This window comes from Micromonospora sp. NPDC005171 (assembly GCF_040608575.1).
Lineage (GTDB): Bacteria > Actinomycetota > Actinomycetes > Mycobacteriales > Micromonosporaceae > Micromonospora.
Window position 1 is genome coordinate 51,706 of record NZ_JBEXIM010000023.1, and the last position, 17,023, is coordinate 68,728.

Annotated in this window: 17 protein-coding genes; 4 read left to right on the forward strand and 13 right to left on the reverse strand. The window is 71.7% G+C overall.

Annotation, left to right across the window (positions count from 1 at the left end):
* Positions 1–108 precede the first annotated feature (108 nt).
* Positions 109–1,371: a cytochrome P450 gene (locus ABZU74_RS23525; protein WP_355427595.1), complete on the forward strand. Its 1,263-nt coding sequence runs from the start codon at positions 109–111 to the stop codon at positions 1,369–1,371.
* Between the two features lie 50 nt (positions 1,372–1,421).
* Here the strand turns inward: ABZU74_RS23525 and ABZU74_RS23530 are convergent, their stop codons facing one another.
* Together ABZU74_RS23530 and ABZU74_RS23535 are read right to left on the reverse strand one after the other, a co-directional pair.
* The gene (locus tag ABZU74_RS23530) at positions 1,422–2,591 is read right to left on the reverse strand and encodes a zinc-dependent alcohol dehydrogenase (RefSeq protein WP_355427598.1); all 1,170 of its coding nucleotides are present in this window, start codon (positions 2,589–2,591) and stop codon (positions 1,422–1,424) included.
* Positions 2,588–3,226 (reverse strand): cyclase, encoded by a 639-nt coding sequence (locus tag ABZU74_RS23535; protein ID WP_355427601.1) that lies wholly within the window; start codon positions 3,224–3,226, stop codon positions 2,588–2,590. The genes ABZU74_RS23530 and ABZU74_RS23535 overlap by 4 nt, the downstream gene beginning before the upstream one ends.
* Before the next feature lie 156 nt (positions 3,227–3,382).
* Here ABZU74_RS23535 and ABZU74_RS23540 point away from each other — a divergent pair, with 156 nt between their 5' ends.
* A complete protein-coding gene (locus tag ABZU74_RS23540; RefSeq protein ID WP_355427604.1) occupies positions 3,383–4,459 on the forward strand; it encodes a glycosyltransferase family 2 protein in 1,077 nt (358 codons plus the stop codon).
* Positions 4,460–4,564: 105 nt separating this feature from the next.
* Here ABZU74_RS23540 and ABZU74_RS23545 read toward each other — a convergent pair whose 3' ends face one another.
* Genes ABZU74_RS23545 through ABZU74_RS23555 form a run of 3 tightly spaced genes read right to left on the reverse strand, consistent with a single transcriptional unit; the run spans position 4,565 to position 6,499 of the window.
* A complete protein-coding gene (locus ABZU74_RS23545) occupies positions 4,565–5,182 on the reverse strand; it encodes a DUF3618 domain-containing protein (RefSeq protein WP_355427607.1) in 618 nt (205 codons plus the stop codon).
* Positions 5,179–5,646, reverse strand: coding sequence for a phage holin family protein (locus ABZU74_RS23550; protein ID WP_355427609.1), 468 nt, complete (start codon positions 5,644–5,646; stop codon positions 5,179–5,181). Before ABZU74_RS23550 ends, ABZU74_RS23545 begins: the two co-directional genes overlap by 4 nt.
* Positions 5,647–5,677: 31 nt before the next feature.
* Positions 5,678–6,499 carry a hypothetical protein gene (locus ABZU74_RS23555; RefSeq protein ID WP_355427612.1) on the reverse strand — a complete coding sequence of 274 codons (822 nt, stop codon included), beginning with the start codon at positions 6,497–6,499 and terminating at the stop codon, positions 5,678–5,680.
* Between the two features lie 233 nt (positions 6,500–6,732).
* On the opposite strand from ABZU74_RS23555, the gene ABZU74_RS23560 reads away from it, so the two are divergent.
* A complete protein-coding gene (locus tag ABZU74_RS23560; protein ID WP_355427615.1) occupies positions 6,733–7,224 on the forward strand; it encodes a DUF4383 domain-containing protein in 492 nt (163 codons plus the stop codon).
* A 56-nt stretch (positions 7,225–7,280) separates the two neighbouring features.
* Positions 7,281–7,940, forward strand: coding sequence for a DUF6766 family protein (locus tag ABZU74_RS23565; RefSeq protein WP_355427618.1), 660 nt, complete (start codon positions 7,281–7,283; stop codon positions 7,938–7,940).
* Between the two features lie 25 nt (positions 7,941–7,965).
* Here ABZU74_RS23565 and ABZU74_RS23570 read toward each other — a convergent pair whose 3' ends face one another.
* The 8 genes from ABZU74_RS23570 to mycP form a co-directional block, all read right to left on the reverse strand.
* A complete protein-coding gene (locus tag ABZU74_RS23570) occupies positions 7,966–8,415 on the reverse strand; it encodes a GNAT family N-acetyltransferase (RefSeq protein WP_355427621.1) in 450 nt (149 codons plus the stop codon).
* 70 nt (positions 8,416–8,485) lie between these two features.
* Entirely contained in the window at positions 8,486–9,961 is a 1,476-nt protein-coding gene (obgE, locus tag ABZU74_RS23575; RefSeq protein ID WP_355427624.1) for a GTPase ObgE, read from the reverse strand.
* A 93-nt stretch (positions 9,962–10,054) separates the two neighbouring features.
* Positions 10,055–10,309, reverse strand: coding sequence for a 50S ribosomal protein L27 (rpmA, locus tag ABZU74_RS23580; protein ID WP_007464062.1), 255 nt, complete (start codon positions 10,307–10,309; stop codon positions 10,055–10,057).
* Between the two features lie 11 nt (positions 10,310–10,320).
* Positions 10,321–10,635, reverse strand: coding sequence for a 50S ribosomal protein L21 (gene rplU, locus ABZU74_RS23585; protein ID WP_007464063.1), 315 nt, complete (start codon positions 10,633–10,635; stop codon positions 10,321–10,323).
* A gap of 166 nt (positions 10,636–10,801) precedes the next feature.
* Entirely contained in the window at positions 10,802–11,296 is a 495-nt protein-coding gene (locus ABZU74_RS23590) for a hypothetical protein (protein ID WP_355427627.1), read from the reverse strand.
* A 115-nt stretch (positions 11,297–11,411) separates the two neighbouring features.
* Positions 11,412–14,528 carry an Rne/Rng family ribonuclease gene (locus ABZU74_RS23595; RefSeq protein ID WP_355427629.1) on the reverse strand — a complete coding sequence of 1,039 codons (3,117 nt, stop codon included), beginning with the start codon at positions 14,526–14,528 and terminating at the stop codon, positions 11,412–11,414.
* 131 nt (positions 14,529–14,659) lie between these two features.
* Positions 14,660–15,472, reverse strand: coding sequence for a TIGR03936 family radical SAM-associated protein (locus tag ABZU74_RS23600; RefSeq protein WP_355427632.1), 813 nt, complete (start codon positions 15,470–15,472; stop codon positions 14,660–14,662).
* A 156-nt stretch (positions 15,473–15,628) separates the two neighbouring features.
* Complete coding sequence (gene mycP / locus ABZU74_RS23605; protein WP_355427635.1) at positions 15,629–17,014, reverse strand: type VII secretion-associated serine protease mycosin; 1,386 nt, start codon at positions 17,012–17,014, stop codon at positions 15,629–15,631.
* Positions 17,015–17,023 lie beyond the last annotated feature (9 nt).

Here is a 17,023-nt window from a genome sequence, read left to right on the forward strand (position 1 = left end):
GGTTTCGCCGCCCCTGGGAGGGGCCAGCCGCTCGGGATTCAGCGGCGGCGGCGGGGGTAAGCGCCGTGGTCCACGGCGACCAGCCATACCAGCGCATGAGGAGACCCGATGGCGACCATGCCGGCCGACCGCAGCCCGGACAGCACCCTCGCGCTGCTCCGCGCGGGTTACCGATTCATCGGCGAGCGCTGCGAGCGGTACGGCGGCGACGTCTTCAAGACCCGGATCCTGCTCGCCCCGACCATCTGCCTGCGCGGCCGGCCGGCGGCGGAGCTGTTCTATGACAACGACCGCTTCCAACGCGCGACCGCTATGCCGCTGCGCGTGCAGCGGACCCTGACCGGTAGGGGTGGGGTGCAGGGGCTGGACGGTCCGGAGCACTCCGACCGCAAGGCCATGCTCATGTCGATCATGACGCCGGCGGCGATCCAGCGGCTCGGTCAGCTCTTCGACGACGAGTGGCGGACCCAGGTCACCGCCTGGGAGGCCGCCGGTCCGGTGTCGCTCTACGACGAGCTGGGTCGTCTGCTGACCCGGGTGGTCCACGCCTGGGCCGGGGTGCCGCTGCCCGCGTCGCAGGTCGAACGGCGCACCGTCGAACTGCACGCCATGATCGAGGGTCCGGCGGCGCTGGGACCCCGGCACTGGCGGGGACGGGTCGCCCGGTACCGCGCCGAACACCTGCTCGCCGAGCTCATCGAACGGACCCGGGTCGGTTTCGCGCCGGCGCCGGCTGGCAGCGCCCTGGCCGTGATCGCCGAACACCGGGACGAGCGCGGCAACCTCCTCCCCCGGCGGATCGCGGCGGTGGAACTGCTCAACGTGCTGCGCCCGGTGGTCGCCGTGGACCAGTACATGACCTTCGCCGCCCTCGCCCTGCACGACCATCCGGCCTGGCGGGAACGGGTCCGTGACGACGACGAGGCGACCGGGCACTTCGTCCAGGAGGTACGCCGCTCCTACCCGTTCTTTCCGATCGCGGCGGCCCGGGTCCGGCGGTCCTTCGACTGGCACGGCCACCACTTTCCGAAGGGCTGGCGGGTGCTGCTCGACCTCTACGGCACCAATCACCATCCGACGACCTGGCCGCAACCGGAGCTGTTTCGCCCGGAGCGGTTCGCCGGCCGCCGGCTGGACCCGTTCGAGCTGATCCCGCAGGGCGGCGGCGACCACTGGGCCGGGCACCGCTGCGCCGGCGAGTGGATCACCATCGACCTGATGAAGCGCGCGGTCACCAACCTGACCGCCGCCATGCGCTACGACGTTCCCGTCCAGAACCTGGCCCTGGACCTGCACCGGATGCCCGCGCTGCCGCCCCTGGGCCTGACCCTCACCAACGTCCGCCGCGTGCCTGACCTCCGCCCCGCCTGACCCCGCCCCGCCGACCTCGGTGACCGGCGGGGCGGGTGCGTCCCAGCTCGTCACGGATGCAGAACGCTGCGCAGACAGCCGTCTTCCTTCTTCTCGAACAGCTCGTACCCGTGGACGCCCTGGTCCAGCGAGAGCTGGTGGGTGGCCAGATAGCCGGGCTCGATCTCGCCGGCGGCGAGCCGGTCGAGCAGCATCGGGATGTAGCGCTGCGCGTGCATCTGCCCCATCCGCAACACCAGGGCCTTGTTCATGGCCGCGCCGAGCGGGAACTTGTCGACCAGACCGGCGTACACACCGACGATGCTCACCGTGCCGCCCTTCCGGCAGGCCATGATCGCCTGGCGGACCGAGGTCGGGCGGTCGGTCTGCAACCGCGCCGCCTGCTTCACCCGGTCGTACGCGTAGGTCGGTCCGACGTCGTGCGACTCCATCCCGACGGCCTCGATGCAGGCGTCCGGCCCCCGCCCGGCGGTCAGCTCACGCAGCGCCTCCAGCACGTCGGTCTCCGCATAGTTGATCGTCTCGACCCCGATCCGTTCGGTGGCGGTGGCGAGCCGCTCCGGAAACCGGTCGATCATGATGACCCGCTCGGCGCCCAGGAGCTGCGCCGAACGGGCCGCCATCTGACCGACTCCACCGGCACCCCAGACGGCCACCACCTCGCCACCGGTGAGCCCGCAGAAGTCCGCCGCCATCCACCCGGTGGGCATCGCGTCGGAGGCGAACACCACCGAGTCGTCCGGCACCCCGTCGGGTACGGCGAAGGCGCCGATGTCGCCGAACGGCACCCGGATGTACTCGGCGTGTGATCCCGAGTAGCCACCGGCGGCGTGCGAGTAGCCCAGGATGCCGGCCGGCGAGTGCCCCCACAGCTTCTCGGTGAACACCGGTTGCGGATTGGAGTTGTCGCAGAGCGAGTACTGCTCGGTCCGGCAGTACCAACAGCCACCGCAGGCGACCACCGACCCCACCACCACCCGGTCGCCGACCCGGTGCCGGCGTACGCCGGTGCCGGTCTCCACCACCTCGCCCATGAACTCGTGGCCGAGGATGTCCCCCTCCCGCATCGCCGGCAGGTACCCGTTGATCAGGTGCAGGTCGGATCCGCAGACGCTGCTGGCCCGGACCCGGACGATGATGTCCCCCTCGGCGCGGATCTGGGGCTCCGGCACGTCCCGGACCGCCAACTTGCCGACGCCTTCCCAGCAGAGCGCCCTCACGCCCGTCCTCCCGTCATCAACCTCTCCCGCACCTTGTCGGTCGCCTTCTCCTGGGCAGGGCTGCGGCCGGACGGGTCGTCCCGGGTGTCCACCACCTGGCCACACTCGATCAGCGCCTTCACCCGCCGCAGCGCGTCCCGCAGCGCCAGGTCCGGCTCGTCGCCGCCGACCAGGCCGGCCAACCGACGCACCCGGCCGGAGCGGTAGCGCAGCTCGGCCCGGATCTCGGTGCCCCGCCCCTGGGGGGCTTCGGCCAGCTCGATCCGCCCCAGCTGCGGCATCGGACCGTCCTCGACCCGCCACCGCAGGGTGCCCGCCCCCTCGACGGTGATCTCGGCCTGCCACTGCGTCTCACCGCCGGCCCGGTCGCGGGCCACGCACCGCCAACGCCGCTCGTCGAGCTGCTGCAACGTGGCCCACCCGGCCAGCGCGCGGTCCAGCCGTTCGCGATCGGTCCAGAAGCCGACCACCTCGTCCCGGGACCGGTCCACGGTCACCCCGCGACGCACCACGTACCAGCCGTCCTCCCGCTCAGGCTGACGTCGACGCCGGCGCCGCGCCACCGCCCGCCCGACACCGACCGCCGTCGCCGCGGTGACGCCGAGCAGCGCCCACCTGGTTCCGTTGTTGGTCATCACGCTCTCTCCTCCACCCGGACAACCGGGCATGGACAGCTCTTACGGGCAGCGCTACCCGGGGTCCGGCAGTCGAAACGGCGCGCTGTTTGATCGACGAAAATGCGGGCAGATGCTGCTCGACACCGACCGCGACCTGTCCGCCACGGAGTTGTCATGTCCTCGTTCAGCCCAACCGGTGACGCCCGGCGCTCCACGCGTCGGTGGGACGTCGAACACCAGGGCGCCGGCACGCCACCGGCCCGCCTGCCGATGACGTACGTGCTGCCGCTGCGCTGGCACACCGACACGGGCCTGGCCGAGTTGACCGACTACCTGCGGTGGCTCGGTGACCGGGTCGAGGTGCTCGTGGTCGACGGCTCACCTCAGGACCTCTTCGCCCGGCACGCCGAGGCGTGGCGAGGGCTGGTCCGGCACCTCCCACCGGACCCGAGCGGGCGCGGGCTCAACGGCAAGGTGCTCGGCGTACACACAGGTGTCCGCGCGGCAGGCCACGAGCATGTGGTGATCGCCGACGACGACGTCCGGTACGACGAGGCCGCGCTGACCGCCGTACACCGGCTGCTGGGCCGGGCCGACCTGGTGCGACCGCAGAACTACTTCGACCCACTGCCCTGGCACGCCTGGTGGGACACCGGCCGCACGCTGCTCAACCGTGCGCTGGGGGCGGACTACCCGGGCACCCTCGCCGTGCGGCGCGGCACCTTCCTCGCCATGGGCGGGTACGACCCGGACGTGCTCTTCGAGAACCTGGAGCTGATCCGTACCGTGCGCGCCCACAGTGGCACCGAGGCCGCTCCGACCTGGCTGTACGTCCGCCGGCTGCCACCGCACGCCGCGCATTTCCGCGGCCAACGGGTCCGTCAGGCGTACGACGATCTGGCCCAGCCGGCTCGCCTGCTGACCGCGCTCGCGGTGCTGCCGGCGGCGGCGGCGGTCGCGTCGCGCCGGCCCCGGGCGCTGCTCGGCGCGGTGGTCGGGGTCGTCGCCCTGGCCGAGACGGGTCGCCGCCGCGCCGGCGGCGGCCGGGTGTTCCCGCCGACCACGGCGCTGGCGGCCCCGCTCTGGCTGCTGGAGCGCGGTGTGTGCAGCTGGCTCGCGGTAGCCCAACGCCTCCTGCTGGGCGGCGTCCGCTACGGCGACAACCGAATCCGCCGAGCCGCCAACCCCGCCCCGCGCAACCCACCGACCCGCGCGATCTTGCGCTCCCGGTCGGGACAAGACCGCCGGTAGACCCACCGAACTCCAGCCCATCCGCAAGATCGGTGCCCATCAACGCGACAGCTCGCGGGCACCCGAGGGTGGCCGCGAGCTGTCGCGCTGGTTCCGGGGACGGGGTCAGGAGGTGGCGTGGTCCTTGACCTGGTGGGCGGCGGACTTCGTGTCGTCCTTGACCGCGTGCACCGCGTCCTGAGCGGTGGACTTCACCGACTCGGCGGCCTGCTGGGCCGGCTCGCGCAGCTCGCTGGCCACCTCGCCCAGCTTCTCCTTCACGGCCCCGCTGTGCTCGCTGACCTTGGCCTTCACCTGGCTGGCGGCCTGCTGCTCGCGGCGGGAGGCCGGAATCAGCGACGAGGCCAGCCAGCCGACCCCGAACGCGATCAGACCGGCGGCGAGAGGGTTGCCCTGGGACTTCTGCCGGATCACCCGCGGCGCGCTGTGCGCGGCGTCGCTGACAGTGCTCGCCGCCGAGTGCGCGGCGTCGCTGACGCTGGAGGCCGCCGACGAGGCGCGGTCGCCCACCGAATGGGCGGCCTGGCCGGTGCCGTGGCCGAGGTCAGACGCGGTTCCCATGACCTTGTCCCTCACATTCTGCAGAGCGGAACGGGCCCGCTGCTTACGGTCGTCGACGATGCGGCTGGGGCTGACCTTGTACGCCAGCGCATCCACATCGGAGCTGAGGCTGTTACGGGTTGCTTCGATCTCCCGGCGGATCTGATCGGGATCGGTGCTCATCGGGTGACTCCCTCCGGGTGCGGCTTGAGCGCGTCGGGGATCCGCTGCACGCTGTCGTTGGTCTGCTTGAGCCCGCGTACATGCTGGGCGTTCTTCTTGGCCATCGAGTAGAGGACCGCGGCGACCACGGCCCAGATCACGGCCACGATCAGCGCGGCCAGGCCGGAGTCCATGACGTTGTCCAGGAACTGCCATACGGCGATGGACACGAAGAGGGCCACCATGTAACCGCCGAAGCCGGCACCACCGAAGAGGCCCGCGGCCTTGCCGGCCTTCTTGCCCTCCTGGCGGATCTCGGCCTTGGCCAGCTCGACCTCCTGACGCATCAGCGTCGACAGGTCGGTGGTGACCTGGCGCATGAGGTCACCAAGCGAACTGCCCTTCACCTCCGACGCGGTGTGCGGGGCACCCGCGTCAGTGTGGTAACCGGACTCCAGTCCGGACCCCTGCGTCGGCATGCTCATGCCGTCGTCTCCCTTCGGATGACTCGGCGACTCACGGGCGCGGGCTGCCGCTGGACGGCACGCCCGGCAGCGGGTCGGTCTGGGTCACCGGCGGCAGCGGCTGACCGGTGCCGGAGTGCTCCGGGGTGTCGCCCCGGCCGGGCTCGGCGTAGCCACCGGGCGTCTGGTCCGCGTAGCCACCGGACGCCGGCGGGGTGTGCGTACCGGGGGTCGGGTCGAGGTAGCCGCTCGCCGGGACGGCGTCCGGCACCGCGCGGGGCGCCGGCGGCGGCGTCGGGATCACGGCGGTCTGCTCCGGGTCGTACGCCCCGGCGCCGCGGTAGGCCGAGGAACCGTTGTCGGAGTCGTCGCCACCGGCCGAGATACCACGGGTCAGCCTGCCGGCCAGCACGCCGAGAACCGCCGCGCCGACCAGGAAGGTGCCCGGGTTGCGACGCGCGTAGTCGCGTACCTCGGTGATCAGGTCGCCGGGCTCGCGCTCCTCGAGCCAGCCGGCGACGCCGTGCACCCGGTCGGCGGCCTGGCGGGCCAGCTCACTCACCGGGCCTGCCTGGCCACCGTTCTCGGCCATCGAGCGCATCTCGTCGGCCAGCGAACGCAGCCCACCGGCAGCACGGCGCTGCTGCTCACCGGTCTGGCTGGCGAGCTGGCTGCGGGCCTCGCCGTACAGGTTGCGGGCCTGTCGCGCCGCCTCCCTGCCGACCTCGGTGCCCTGCTCCTTGGCGGTCTGGGCGACCGCGCCACCAGCCTGCGCGGCCTCCGACCCGACCTGGCGCGCCTGGTCGCGGACGCCACCGCCGTTGGTCGACTGCTGCCCGTAGGTGGAGGACGTAGGTGAAAGATCGTAAGTCATGATTTCCCTTCCGCTCGAAAAGTCGTCGCGGTTGTGCTGGGGGGGGTTGCGATCGCGTCTCCGCGGCCGCTGACCATTCACCTACCCTGCGTTTCGCCGTCCATACCTCTTCGTGCATTTCTCTGCGCGGCCCACCTGATGGACTTCAAAATGGAGGATCGTCGGGCTGCGTCACGTCGCCGCTGCGGACAGTGAGGTTCGCGAAGGCTGGCAGATCCACGGAGGGGGCAGCGATGGCACGAGGCGCACGGGGCGGCCGAGCGGCCGGCCCCCGACCCCGCGTCCAGCTGGCCGCGCTGGTCGTGGCCGGGGTCTTCCTGCTGATCGGCGTCCTCGGCTTCATCCCCGGCATCACCACCGACTACGGCGAGTTGCGGTTCGGCGGGCACCACTCGGACGCCCGCCTGCTCGGGCTGTTCCAGGTGTCGATCCTGCACAACGCGGTGCATCTGCTCTTCGGGCTGGCCGGCCTGGTGCTGGCCCGCAGCGTCGCCGGTGCCCGGGTGTTCCTGGCCGCCGGTGGCGCGATCTACCTCGCCCTCTGGCTGTACGGCCTGGGGATCGAGGCGATCAACCCGGAGGGCGGGGCGAACATCCTGCCGGTCAACGACGCCGACAACTGGCTGCACCTCACGCTCGGCTTCGGGATGCTCGCGCTCGGGCTGCTGTTGTCGAACCAGGCCGGCACCGGCGGACGCCTGGACAACCCCGCCGACCGGCACTGACCTGGGTTTCGTGGTCACGCCCGCTGGGGTAATCGACCCACGAAGGAGGTTCGATCATGCCTCGTTGGCTGCGTGACAATGCCCTGGCCATCGCCATGCTGGGGGCGTTCCTGGTCTTTCTGGTGTTGCAGAGCGTCTTCGGCTGGCAGACCCACAACGAGGAGCTGACCGAGTTCGGGGCCGCGCCGCTGAGCTGGCCGGCGTACCTGACCAGCGGGCACTTCGCCGAGGCGGTCTTCGAGAACTGGGAGTCGGAGTTCCTCCAGATGGGCGGGTACGTGCTGCTCACCGCGTACCTGGTGCAGCGGGGCTCGGCCGAGTCGAAGCCGGTGGACCAGACCGACCGACCGGAGGACGACGAACGTCGGGCGACCGCGCAGTCACCCTGGCCGGCACGCGTCGGCGGCCTGCCGCTGGTGGTCTACCGGAACAGCCTCTCCCTCGCGCTGCTGCTGATCTTCGCCGGTTCGTTCGTCGGTCACCTGCTCGGCGGCACCGCCGCGTACAACCAGGAGCAGGCGCTGCAGAGCGGCGCGCCGCCGATCGGGGCGTGGGAATTCCTCGGCACCAGCGACTTCTGGTTCCAGTCGATGCAGAACTGGCAGAGCGAGTTCCTCGCGGTCGGCGCGCTGATCCTGCTGAGCATCGTCCTGCGCCAGCACGCCTCGCCGGAGTCGAAGCCGGTGACCGTCGCGCACGCCAGCACCGGCGCCTGAGACGGCGGCGCGGCGCCGTCGACCGTCAGACCGCGACCGGCAACCGCTTGGCGAAACAGACGCTGTACGGGTTGCCCACGTACTCGCCGTAGACCGGGATCTGCTGGTAGCCGCACGAGGTGTACAGCGCGATCGCGGCCGGCAGGTAGGTGCCCGTCTCCAGGCAGACCACCGAGTGCCCCTGCCGGAACGCGCACTCCTCCAGCGCGGCGAGCAGTTGACGACCGATCCCCCGCCCCCGGTACGCGGGCCGGACGTACATCCGCTTGACCTCGCCGGTCTCGGCATCCAGCGCCTGGAGCCCACCGCAGGCGACCGCCCGACCGTTCACCACCACCGCCAGGTAACGGACGTCGTCATGGGGCACGAAGACCTGCCCGTCCAACCCACCGTCGGCCTCGCGCAGCTCCCGCTGCTGCGCGGTGACCATGGCGGCGATCTCCGGATCGATGGCAGGCCGGGACTCGATCAGCATCACCCCACGCTAGGACGCGTGGATTTCGGGGAGGTTTCCGGAAATCAACCCCATCACGGAGCCCAACGAACTACTCGGCGTCGTCCTCGTCGTCCATGTCGTCGTCGAGGTCGTCGGACGCGTCAGCGCCCACCTCGTCCGCCGACCGCACCCGGCGAGCCTTCCGGGCGGCGAGCCGATCCGCGGCGGAGGCCCGGTTCGACTTCTCCTCCAGCCGGATGTCGGTGCCCCGGTTGCCGGGTACGAAGTCCACACCGGCGAAGAGCGTCGGCTGCCAGTCGAACTCGCGCACGCCGATCCGGACCAGATCACCGGGCTGCGCGCCGGCCTTGGCCAGCTTGTCCTCCACCCCGAGCCGGGCCAGCCGGTCAGCCAGGAAGCCGACCGCCTCGTCGTTGTCGAAGTTGGTCTGCTTGACCCAGCGTTCCGGCCGGACACCGCGGACGGTGAACGAACCGTCCGCCTCGGCAGTGATGGTGAAGCCGTCGTCGTCAACGGCCATCGGGCGAATCACGATCCGGGTCGGCTCGGCGGGCGGAGCGGCCTTACGCTCTGCCTCCACCAGCTCGGCCATCGCGTAGGTCAGCTCCTTGAGCCCCTCCCGGGTGGCCGCGGAGACCTCGAACACCCGGTAACCGCGCTCCTCCAGGTCCGGGCGCACGATCTCGGCGAGGTCGCGGCCGTCCGGCACGTCGACCTTGTTGACCGCCACCAGCCGGGGGCGGTCGGCCAGGCCGCCGTACTGGCTCAGCTCGGCCTCAATGGCGTCGATGTCGGCCACCGGGTCACGACCGGGCTCCAGGGTCGCCGAGTCGATGACGTGCACCAGCACCGCGCAGCGCTCGATGTGCCGCAGGAACTCCAGGCCCAGCCCCTTGCCGGTGGCCGCGCCGGGGATGAGGCCCGGCACGTCCGCGACGGTGAAGGTGTGGTTGTCCATCCGGACCACGCCGAGGTTGGGCACCAGGGTGGTGAACGGGTAGTCGGCGATCTTCGGCTTCGCCGCGGAGATCACCGAGATCAGCGACGACTTGCCGGCGGACGGGAAGCCCACCAGGCCCACATCGGCGACGCTCTTCAGCTCCAGCACGATGTCCAGCTGGTCACCGGGCTCCCCCAGCTCGGCGAAGCCGGGTGCCTTGCGCTTGGCGTTGGCCAGCGAGGCGTTGCCCCGCCCGCCGCGCCCGCCGCGGGCGACCTCGAACGTGGTGCCGGCGCCGACCATGTCGGCCAGCACGGTGCCATCGGAGGTCTGCACCACGGTGCCGTTCGGCACCTTGAGCACCAGGTTGTGGCCGTTGGCCCCGTCCCGGTTCGAGCCAGCGCCGCCCTTGCCGTTGTCGGCCTTGACGTGCGGGTGGAAGTGGAAGTCGAGCAGCGTGGTCACCTGCGGGTCGACCACCAGGGACACGCTGCCCCCGTGCCCACCGTTGCCGCCGTCCGGCCCACCGAAGGGCTTGAACTTCTCGCGGTGGATCGAGACACAACCGTGCCCGCCATCGCCGGCCTGCAGGTGCAGAACGACCCGGTCAACGAACGTTGCCACGGCGTCAATCCTTCCAGCGAGGTTCGACCTCGCACTTCGAAAAAGGCTAAGCGGGCCGGGACCCGGAGGTCCGCGGCCCGCTTAGCCCGAGAACTACTGCTGCGGAACGATGCTGACGGTCTTGCGACCGCGCTTGGTGCCGAACAGGACCGCACCGGCGGACAGCGCGAACAGCGTGTCGTCGCCGCCACGGCCGACCAGGTCACCGGGGTGGAACTTGGTGCCACGCTGCCGGATGATGATCTCACCGGCGCTGACGACCTGACCACCGAAGCGCTTCACGCCAAGTCGCTGGGCCGCGGAGTCACGACCGTTACGCGAGCTGGACGCACCCTTTTTGTGAGCCATTGGAGGACGACCTACTTCCCGCTGGAGATGCCGGTCACCTTGACCTGGGTCAACGGCTGACGGTGACCCTGGCGCTTGTGGTAGCCGGTCTTGTTCTTGAACTTGTGGATCCGGATCTTCGGGCCCTTGGTGTGCGCGGCGATTTCGCCGGACACCGCGACCTCGGCAAGCTTCGCCGCGTCGGTCACCAGGTCGTCACCGTCGACGAGGAGCACCGCGGTGAGCTTCACCGCGTCACCGGGGGCACCGGTGAGCTTCTCGACCTCGATCACGTCGCCCTCGGCGACCTTGTACTGCTTGCCGCCGGTCTTGACGATCGCGTACATCGGAGGCGGACTCCCTGTCGTTGAGGCTGCTGGCGGTCGTCCCCGCGGCGGCTCGCCGGGTAGCAGTGCACGGCGGCGCGGGCACACGGGAACTCGGCACACCAAAGGTGGGCCGCAGGCAAGAGTACGCCATTGCTGGCCCGGACCCCAAACCGGCCCGCCCTGGTCAGCGCGCGCAGAACTGGTCGAGGCGCTGCTGGAGCCGGTCGAGTTCGGTCTCGTCGATCGACTCGACGTCGGCACCGAGCGCGGAAACCTCGGTCCCGAGGTCGGTGAGCAGAGTCTTGAGCTGCGGATCGTTGGTCCGCCCCGACTGTTCGCGCAGCGCGGTTCGCCAGTTGGCCAGCGCCGCCTCGGCCCGGCCCCGGGCGGCTTCGGCCGCTCGGCTGTCCCCGGCACCCACCGCCGCGAGCATGTGCCCCAGCTCCGCCACGTACGTCCGGACGGCGGTGGTGCTGGCCTCCTGCGCGACGGTGCAGACCTGGGTGGCGTTGCCACCCGCCACCGCACCGTTGGCCGGAATACCGCTCGGGCCGGGAGGGGTGCCAGCGGCCGTCGAGCCAGTGCCCTGGGCGGCCCCACCGGCGGACCCGTCGGTGGAGCAGCCGGCCGCGCCGGAGAGCATGGTGAGCAGCGCGGTGACGGCGAGCAGACGGCGCATCTTCTTCTCCTGACCTGGGCGGCCGATCGGGGACCGGGTGGCCGCAACGACGAGGTCCCTCCCCCGTCACTTTGCCGGGAGAGGGACCTCGTCAAACACGTGGCCGGTCAGGCGATCAGGGGCGGGTCCGCCGACGGGCGCCACCGCGGCGCGACCGGCGACGGCCGCCACCACCCTCGGTGGTGTCCTCGTCGCCCTCACCGTCAGCGAGCGCATCCGGGTCGTCCGCCGCGGCCAGCCGAGCCGACTCACCCTGCTGAGCGTCGGCGATCGCCGGCGCGGCCGCGGTCTCCGACTCGTAGCGCGACAGGTCGTAGCCCATGGTGTCCTGGTAGTCGGCGTCCGGTTCGGTGGCGGTGTCGGTGTCGACGACCTCCACGGTGGCCCGTTCGGCCGGGGCGCTCTTGCGGGCCCGGCGGCGGGACGAGGTGGCATTCTGCTCGGCGGCCGGGGCGGGAGCCACCGCCGAGGCGACAGCCTTGACCTTCTCCCCCGCACCGGCGGGACGCGGCTTCTCCGGCACCGGCTCGGTGTGGATGATGACACCCCGGCCCTTGCAGCACTCGCAGGTCTCGCTGAACGCCTCCAGCAGGCCCGCGCCGATCCGCTTACGGGTCATCTGCACCAGACCGAGCGAGGTGATCTCGGTGACCTGGTGCTTGGTGCGGTCCCGGCCCAGGCACTCGGTGAGCCGGCGCAGCACCAGCTCACGGTTCGACTCCAGCACCATGTCGATGAAGTCGATCACCACGATGCCGCCGATGTCGCGCAGCCGGAGCTGACGGACGATCTCCTCCGCCGCCTCCAGGTTGTTGCGGGTGACCGTCTCCTCCAGGTTGCCCCCGGAGCCGGTGTACTTGCCGGTGTTGACGTCGACGACAGTCATCGCCTCGGTGCGGTCGATCACCAGCGAGCCGCCGGAGGGCAGGAAGACCTTGCGGTCCAGGCCCTTGATGATCTGCTCGTCGATCCGGTACTCGGCGAAGACGTCGCTCGTGCCGACGTGCCGGCGCACCCGGTCGACCAGGTCCGGGGAGACGTGCGACAGGTACGACTCGACCATGTCGTACGACTGCTCGCCCTCGATGACCAGCTCGCGGAAGTCCTCGTTGAACAGGTCCCGGACCACCCGGATGACCAGATCGGGCTCCCCGTAGAGCAGCACCGGAGCGCCACCCTCGGCGGCCTTGGCCTGGATGTCCTCCCACTGCGCCTGGAGCCGCTTGACGTCGCGGGCCAGCTCGTCCTCGGTGGCGCCCTCGGCGGCCGTCCGGACGATCACGCCCGCGCCGTCCGGGACCAGCTTCTTGAGCACGTCCCGCAACCGCTTGCGCTCGTTGTCCGGCAGCTTGCGGCTGATCCCGGAGGCGTTGCCGTTGGGCACGTAGACCAGGTGCCGGCCGGAGAGCGCGATGTGGCTGGTCAGCCGTGCGCCCTTGTGCCCGATCGGGTCCTTGGTGACCTGGACCAGCACCGAGTCGCCGGAGCGCAGCGCCTGCTCGATCGAGCGGGCCCGCCCCTCCAGCCCGGAGGTGTCCCAGTTGACCTCACCGGCGTACAGCACCGCGTTGCGGCCCCGGCCGACGTCGACGAACGCGGCCTCCATGCTCGGCAGCACGTTCTGCACCTTGCCGAGGTACACGTTGCCGGCCATCGTTCCGGACGAGTTGCGGGTGACGTAGTGCTCGACCAGCACGCCGTCCTCCAGGACGGCGATCTGGGTGCGGTCACCGCGCTGGCGGACCGCCATCACCCGGTCGACCGCCTCCCGGCGCGCCAGGAACTCCGACTCGCTCAGGATCGGCGGACGGGTACGACGCTGCTCCCGACCGTCCCGGCGGCGCTGACGCTTGGCCTCCAGCCGGGTCGAGCCGGACACACCCTGCACCTCGTCGACGGTCCGGCGCGGCTCGCGGATCTTCACCACGGTCGGCACGCCGTCGTCCGCCGCGCCCTCGCTGTCACCGGCGCCACGACGGCGACGACGGCGGCGACGACGGGTCAGGCCGTCCCCACCCTCGGACTCCTCGTCCTCGTCACCCTCGGCCTCGACCTCGGCGGTCTCTTCCTCGTCGGCCTGCGCGGCCTCTTCGGACTCGTCGTCCTCGGCGTCGTCGGCCCCACCCTTGCCCCGGCCCCGGCCCCGGCGACCACGCCGGCGGCGGCGGCGCGCGGCGGCGCTGTCCTCGTCGTCCTCATCCGCCTCGGTGGCCTCGTCGGCCTCCTCGGTCGGCTCCTCTTCGGCCTCGATCGCCTCGATCGGCTCCACCGGCTCGACCTCACGGCGACCACGCCGACGACGGCGGGACGGCTCGGCGGCCTCCTCGACAACCGGCTCCTCGACCGCCGCGGCGGGCTCCGCCGGTCGGGTCACCGGCACCGCGTCCGGCTGGGGTGCCATGAACAGCACGGTGGGCGCGGAGAGCGCAGCCCGCCGACGGCGGGTACGCGGCTGCTCCGGCTCGATCTCGGCCGGCTCGTTCGGCTCATCAGTCACACCGGGAACGGCCACCCCGGGCGGCACCTCGCCGGAGCGGCCCTGCGCGCCACTGCCCCAGGGCAGTTCGGCGGCGGACGTGCTCGGGAGGGTCTCGGCGTCGTTCAACTCGGCCTCGGCCTCGCGCAGGTCGGACTCGGCCGGCTCCTCGGCGACGACCGGCTCCTCAGCGACCGGTTCCTCGACCGCGGGCGCCTCCTCGGCGGCGGCCGGCTGCTCGGTGGCGGGCGGCTCCTCGACGGCGGCCGGTGTGGCCTTCTTGCGCCGGGTACGGGTGACCTTGACCGGCGGGACCACCTCGGCCGAGGCCGCCTCCGCGGCGGCGGCGACCAGCGGCTCCTCAGCGGTCGTCTCGACGGGGGTGGCCTTGCGGCGACGCCGGGGGGTCTTCGGTGCGACGTCCAGGTCGCCGGAGACCGGGGCGAAGACCTCCGCCTGCGGCGACTCGACGGTGCCGGCCCCAGCGGTGGGTGCCTCGATCGGAGCCTCGGTCTGCTCCGGCTGGTTGAGCGGGGCGGCCCGACGACGGGTCGCCCGGGTACGCCGCACCGGCGCGGCCGGCTCGGCGGTCTCACCGGAAGCGCTCTCCGCGCCGGCCGGCTCCACCGGGGCCGAACCGACAGCGGTGGTGGGCGGCGCGACGGCGGCGCCGTCGGCCGTGGTGTTCTGGTCGGCGGTCTCTCCGGCCGGCTGTGAACCGGTCCGTTCGCCGCCCTCGGGCTCGTTCTCGAGCATGGACGTTCTCCAGTTCTGGCTAGCCCGGGCGCGGGTGAGCGCTGCCACGCAGGGTCGCCGCAAAAGTGTTTCCGCCGGGCGCGCGTGGTGCGCGACCGCCGAAGTCTGCCTGCCAGAACACCGACCGTCGGTCAGTGCCCAACGATGGCTGCCCCGTCGCGGTCCGCATCCAACGGATCCACGATCGCACCCTGCGCGGTCAACGTGCCCTGAGCCAGCCGGGTCACCCTCGGCGGAACCGGCGGCTCCAGGTCGGCCACCACGCGGAGGCCGGAAAGGACGTCATCGGGCCGTACGGACGGGGTGACCTGCCGCACGACCAGTTCGAGTATCGCACACGGTACGGCCGGCGCCCCGGAAGGCGTCGGCGTCGGCAGCTGGACATCGATCGATATCACAGCGGCGCGAGCGTCGAAAGTGCGTCGCCCCTGCTTGGTCATCCGCTCGACCAGCACCTCCTCGGCCGCGACGAAGGCGTCCACCGCGGCGCGCAGCACCGCGGTGTCGACCTCGGGCAACTCGATGTACCAGTGCGACGCCTCGATCCGGTCGGGCAGGTTGCCTCCGACGGCGATCACCGCGCCCAGGACGTCCAGCCCCGGCGAGAGCGCAGCGTCCAACGCGGCGCGCAGCGCCTCCGGGTCGACCTCGGCCTGAAGGGCGATTTCCAGGTACTCCGCCTCGCTTGCCACGCCGGTTGGCGCCGCGCTCGCGTAGGAGATCTTCGGGTGCGGGTGAAAACCCTGGGAGAAGGCGACCGGCACAGCGGCCCGGCGTAGCGCTCGCTCGAACGCCCGGGCGAAGTCCCGGTGCGAGGTGAATCGCAGCGGCCCGCGCTTGGCGTACCGGATGCGGACGCGCTGGACGACCGGTGCCTGGCCGCCCTCGGGTTGAGGCTTTCTGGCGATCGTGGGCTCCTCGGGTGTACCTGCGTGTCCGCCCATCCTGGCGCAGGGCTCGTGACGGTACGCAGCCGGGGCTGCCGAATGGCCCCGGCAGACGGGTGCAAACCGGTCGTCAGGGCCGCGACCACCTGGCGCGAAAGCCGATGGCCGGCCGGTGACACGGAGGTCACCAGCCGGCCATCACGATCGGGATGGTTACCGCTCCCTCGGCGGGGCAGGCGGCGGCGGCCCGCCCGGCGGGCCGTAACCGGACGGGGGGCCGTAACCGGGGGGAGGTGCGTAGCCGGAGGGCTGGCCGTAACCGGGCGGCGGGTAGCCGGGCGGCGGGGCGTAGCCCGCGTCCGGCGACGGATAGGCGCCAGGGGTCACCCGGTCGAGCACCTCGTCCGGGATGTCGGCGGCCCGGGCCGCCTCCCGCCGGTACCGCCGCCGGTTCCAGATGAGGAACACCGCCAGCCCCAACAGCAACACCAGCACCACGGCGATGCCGATGCCCACCACCATGACCTGCTGGTCACTCGGACCACCGCGATCACCGTGCTGGGTGACGTCGAACTCCTCGTCCGCACCCTCGGTGCGGGTCGGGCCCGGGTCGGTAGTCGCCGCGGCCCGGTCGAGCAACGGGTTGGCGGTGACCGGTGGCACGTCAGCGGTCAGCGCCTTCATCGGGTCGATCACGCCGAAGCCGTACTGCGGATCCCGTCCGGACGGGCCGGCGTCCCGCGCGGTCCGGATGATCCGATTGATCACGCTCGGAGCGCTGAGATCCGGATACTTCGCCCGGATCAGCGCGGCCAGGCCGGAAACGATCGCGCTGGAGTCGGACGTCCCGTCGCCCCAGCCGTAGCCCGCCTCGTTGGTGATGTTGTAGACGCTGTCACCCGGAGCGGCGACCACCGCCTCCGGCCCCTGGACGGAGCCGGACCAGAACTTGCCACCCTTGGTCGTCCCGGTCACCGCGATCACACCCGGGGTGTTGGCGGGATTGCTCAGGGCGGTTCTGCCGTTGGCGGTGTTGCCGGCGGAGCCGACCACGACGACATCGTGGTCCAGCGCGTACTTGATCGCGCTCGCTTCCTGAGGGCTGGCCACGCCTGGCCCGCCAAAGGACATGTTGATCACCTTGGCGCCGTCGTCGACGGCCATCCGGATGCCGAGGGCCACCGCCGCCTCGCTGTTGGCCCCGGTGCCCTTGCGCAGTTTGATGGGCAGGATCTTCGCGCCGGGGGCGATGCCGTCCACGCCATCGGGGCCGCCCTTCGCCGCGATGATGCCGGCTATGTGCGTGCCGTGCCCGTCCTCGTCGGCCCGGCCGTCCCCGGAGGCGCCGTAGCTGCGACCACCGGAAAGCACCTGACCGCGCAGGTCGGGATGGCTGGCCTCGACGCCACTGTCGAGCACGGCCACGACCACGCCCCGCCCGGTCGAGACCTTGTGCACCTGGTCGATCCGGAGCTCGTCCAGATACCACTGCTCGGCCCGCCGGGGCGCGGCGGCCGCCGGTTGAGCGGCCCCCACCACCAGGGACCCCGCCAGCAGACAGGCGGCTAACGGCCGGAGGCTTCCGACGTTCACCCTCATCCGTCCATC

Coding starts and splice junctions, on each gene's coding strand:
- ABZU74_RS23525 (WP_355427595.1), top strand. CDS start 109: ATGGCGACCATGCCGGCCGACCGCAGCCCGGACAGCACCCTCGCGCTG.
- ABZU74_RS23535 (WP_355427601.1), bottom strand. CDS start 3,226: ATGACCAACAACGGAACCAGGTGGGCGCTGCTCGGCGTCACCGCGGCG.
- ABZU74_RS23540 (WP_355427604.1), top strand. CDS start 3,383: ATGTCCTCGTTCAGCCCAACCGGTGACGCCCGGCGCTCCACGCGTCGG.
- ABZU74_RS23545 (WP_355427607.1), bottom strand. CDS start 5,182: ATGAGCACCGATCCCGATCAGATCCGCCGGGAGATCGAAGCAACCCGT.
- ABZU74_RS23550 (WP_355427609.1), bottom strand. CDS start 5,646: ATGAGCATGCCGACGCAGGGGTCCGGACTGGAGTCCGGTTACCACACT.
- ABZU74_RS23555 (WP_355427612.1), bottom strand. CDS start 6,499: ATGACTTACGATCTTTCACCTACGTCCTCCACCTACGGGCAGCAGTCG.
- ABZU74_RS23560 (WP_355427615.1), top strand. CDS start 6,733: ATGGCACGAGGCGCACGGGGCGGCCGAGCGGCCGGCCCCCGACCCCGC.
- ABZU74_RS23565 (WP_355427618.1), top strand. CDS start 7,281: ATGCCTCGTTGGCTGCGTGACAATGCCCTGGCCATCGCCATGCTGGGG.
- ABZU74_RS23570 (WP_355427621.1), bottom strand. CDS start 8,415: ATGCTGATCGAGTCCCGGCCTGCCATCGATCCGGAGATCGCCGCCATG.
- rpmA (WP_007464062.1), bottom strand. CDS start 10,309: ATGGCTCACAAAAAGGGTGCGTCCAGCTCGCGTAACGGTCGTGACTCC.
- rplU (WP_007464063.1), bottom strand. CDS start 10,635: ATGTACGCGATCGTCAAGACCGGCGGCAAGCAGTACAAGGTCGCCGAG.
- ABZU74_RS23590 (WP_355427627.1), bottom strand. CDS start 11,296: ATGCGCCGTCTGCTCGCCGTCACCGCGCTGCTCACCATGCTCTCCGGC.
- ABZU74_RS23595 (WP_355427629.1), bottom strand. CDS start 14,528: ATGCTCGAGAACGAGCCCGAGGGCGGCGAACGGACCGGTTCACAGCCG.
- ABZU74_RS23600 (WP_355427632.1), bottom strand. CDS start 15,472: ATGGGCGGACACGCAGGTACACCCGAGGAGCCCACGATCGCCAGAAAG.
- mycP (WP_355427635.1), bottom strand. CDS start 17,014: ATGAGGGTGAACGTCGGAAGCCTCCGGCCGTTAGCCGCCTGTCTGCTG.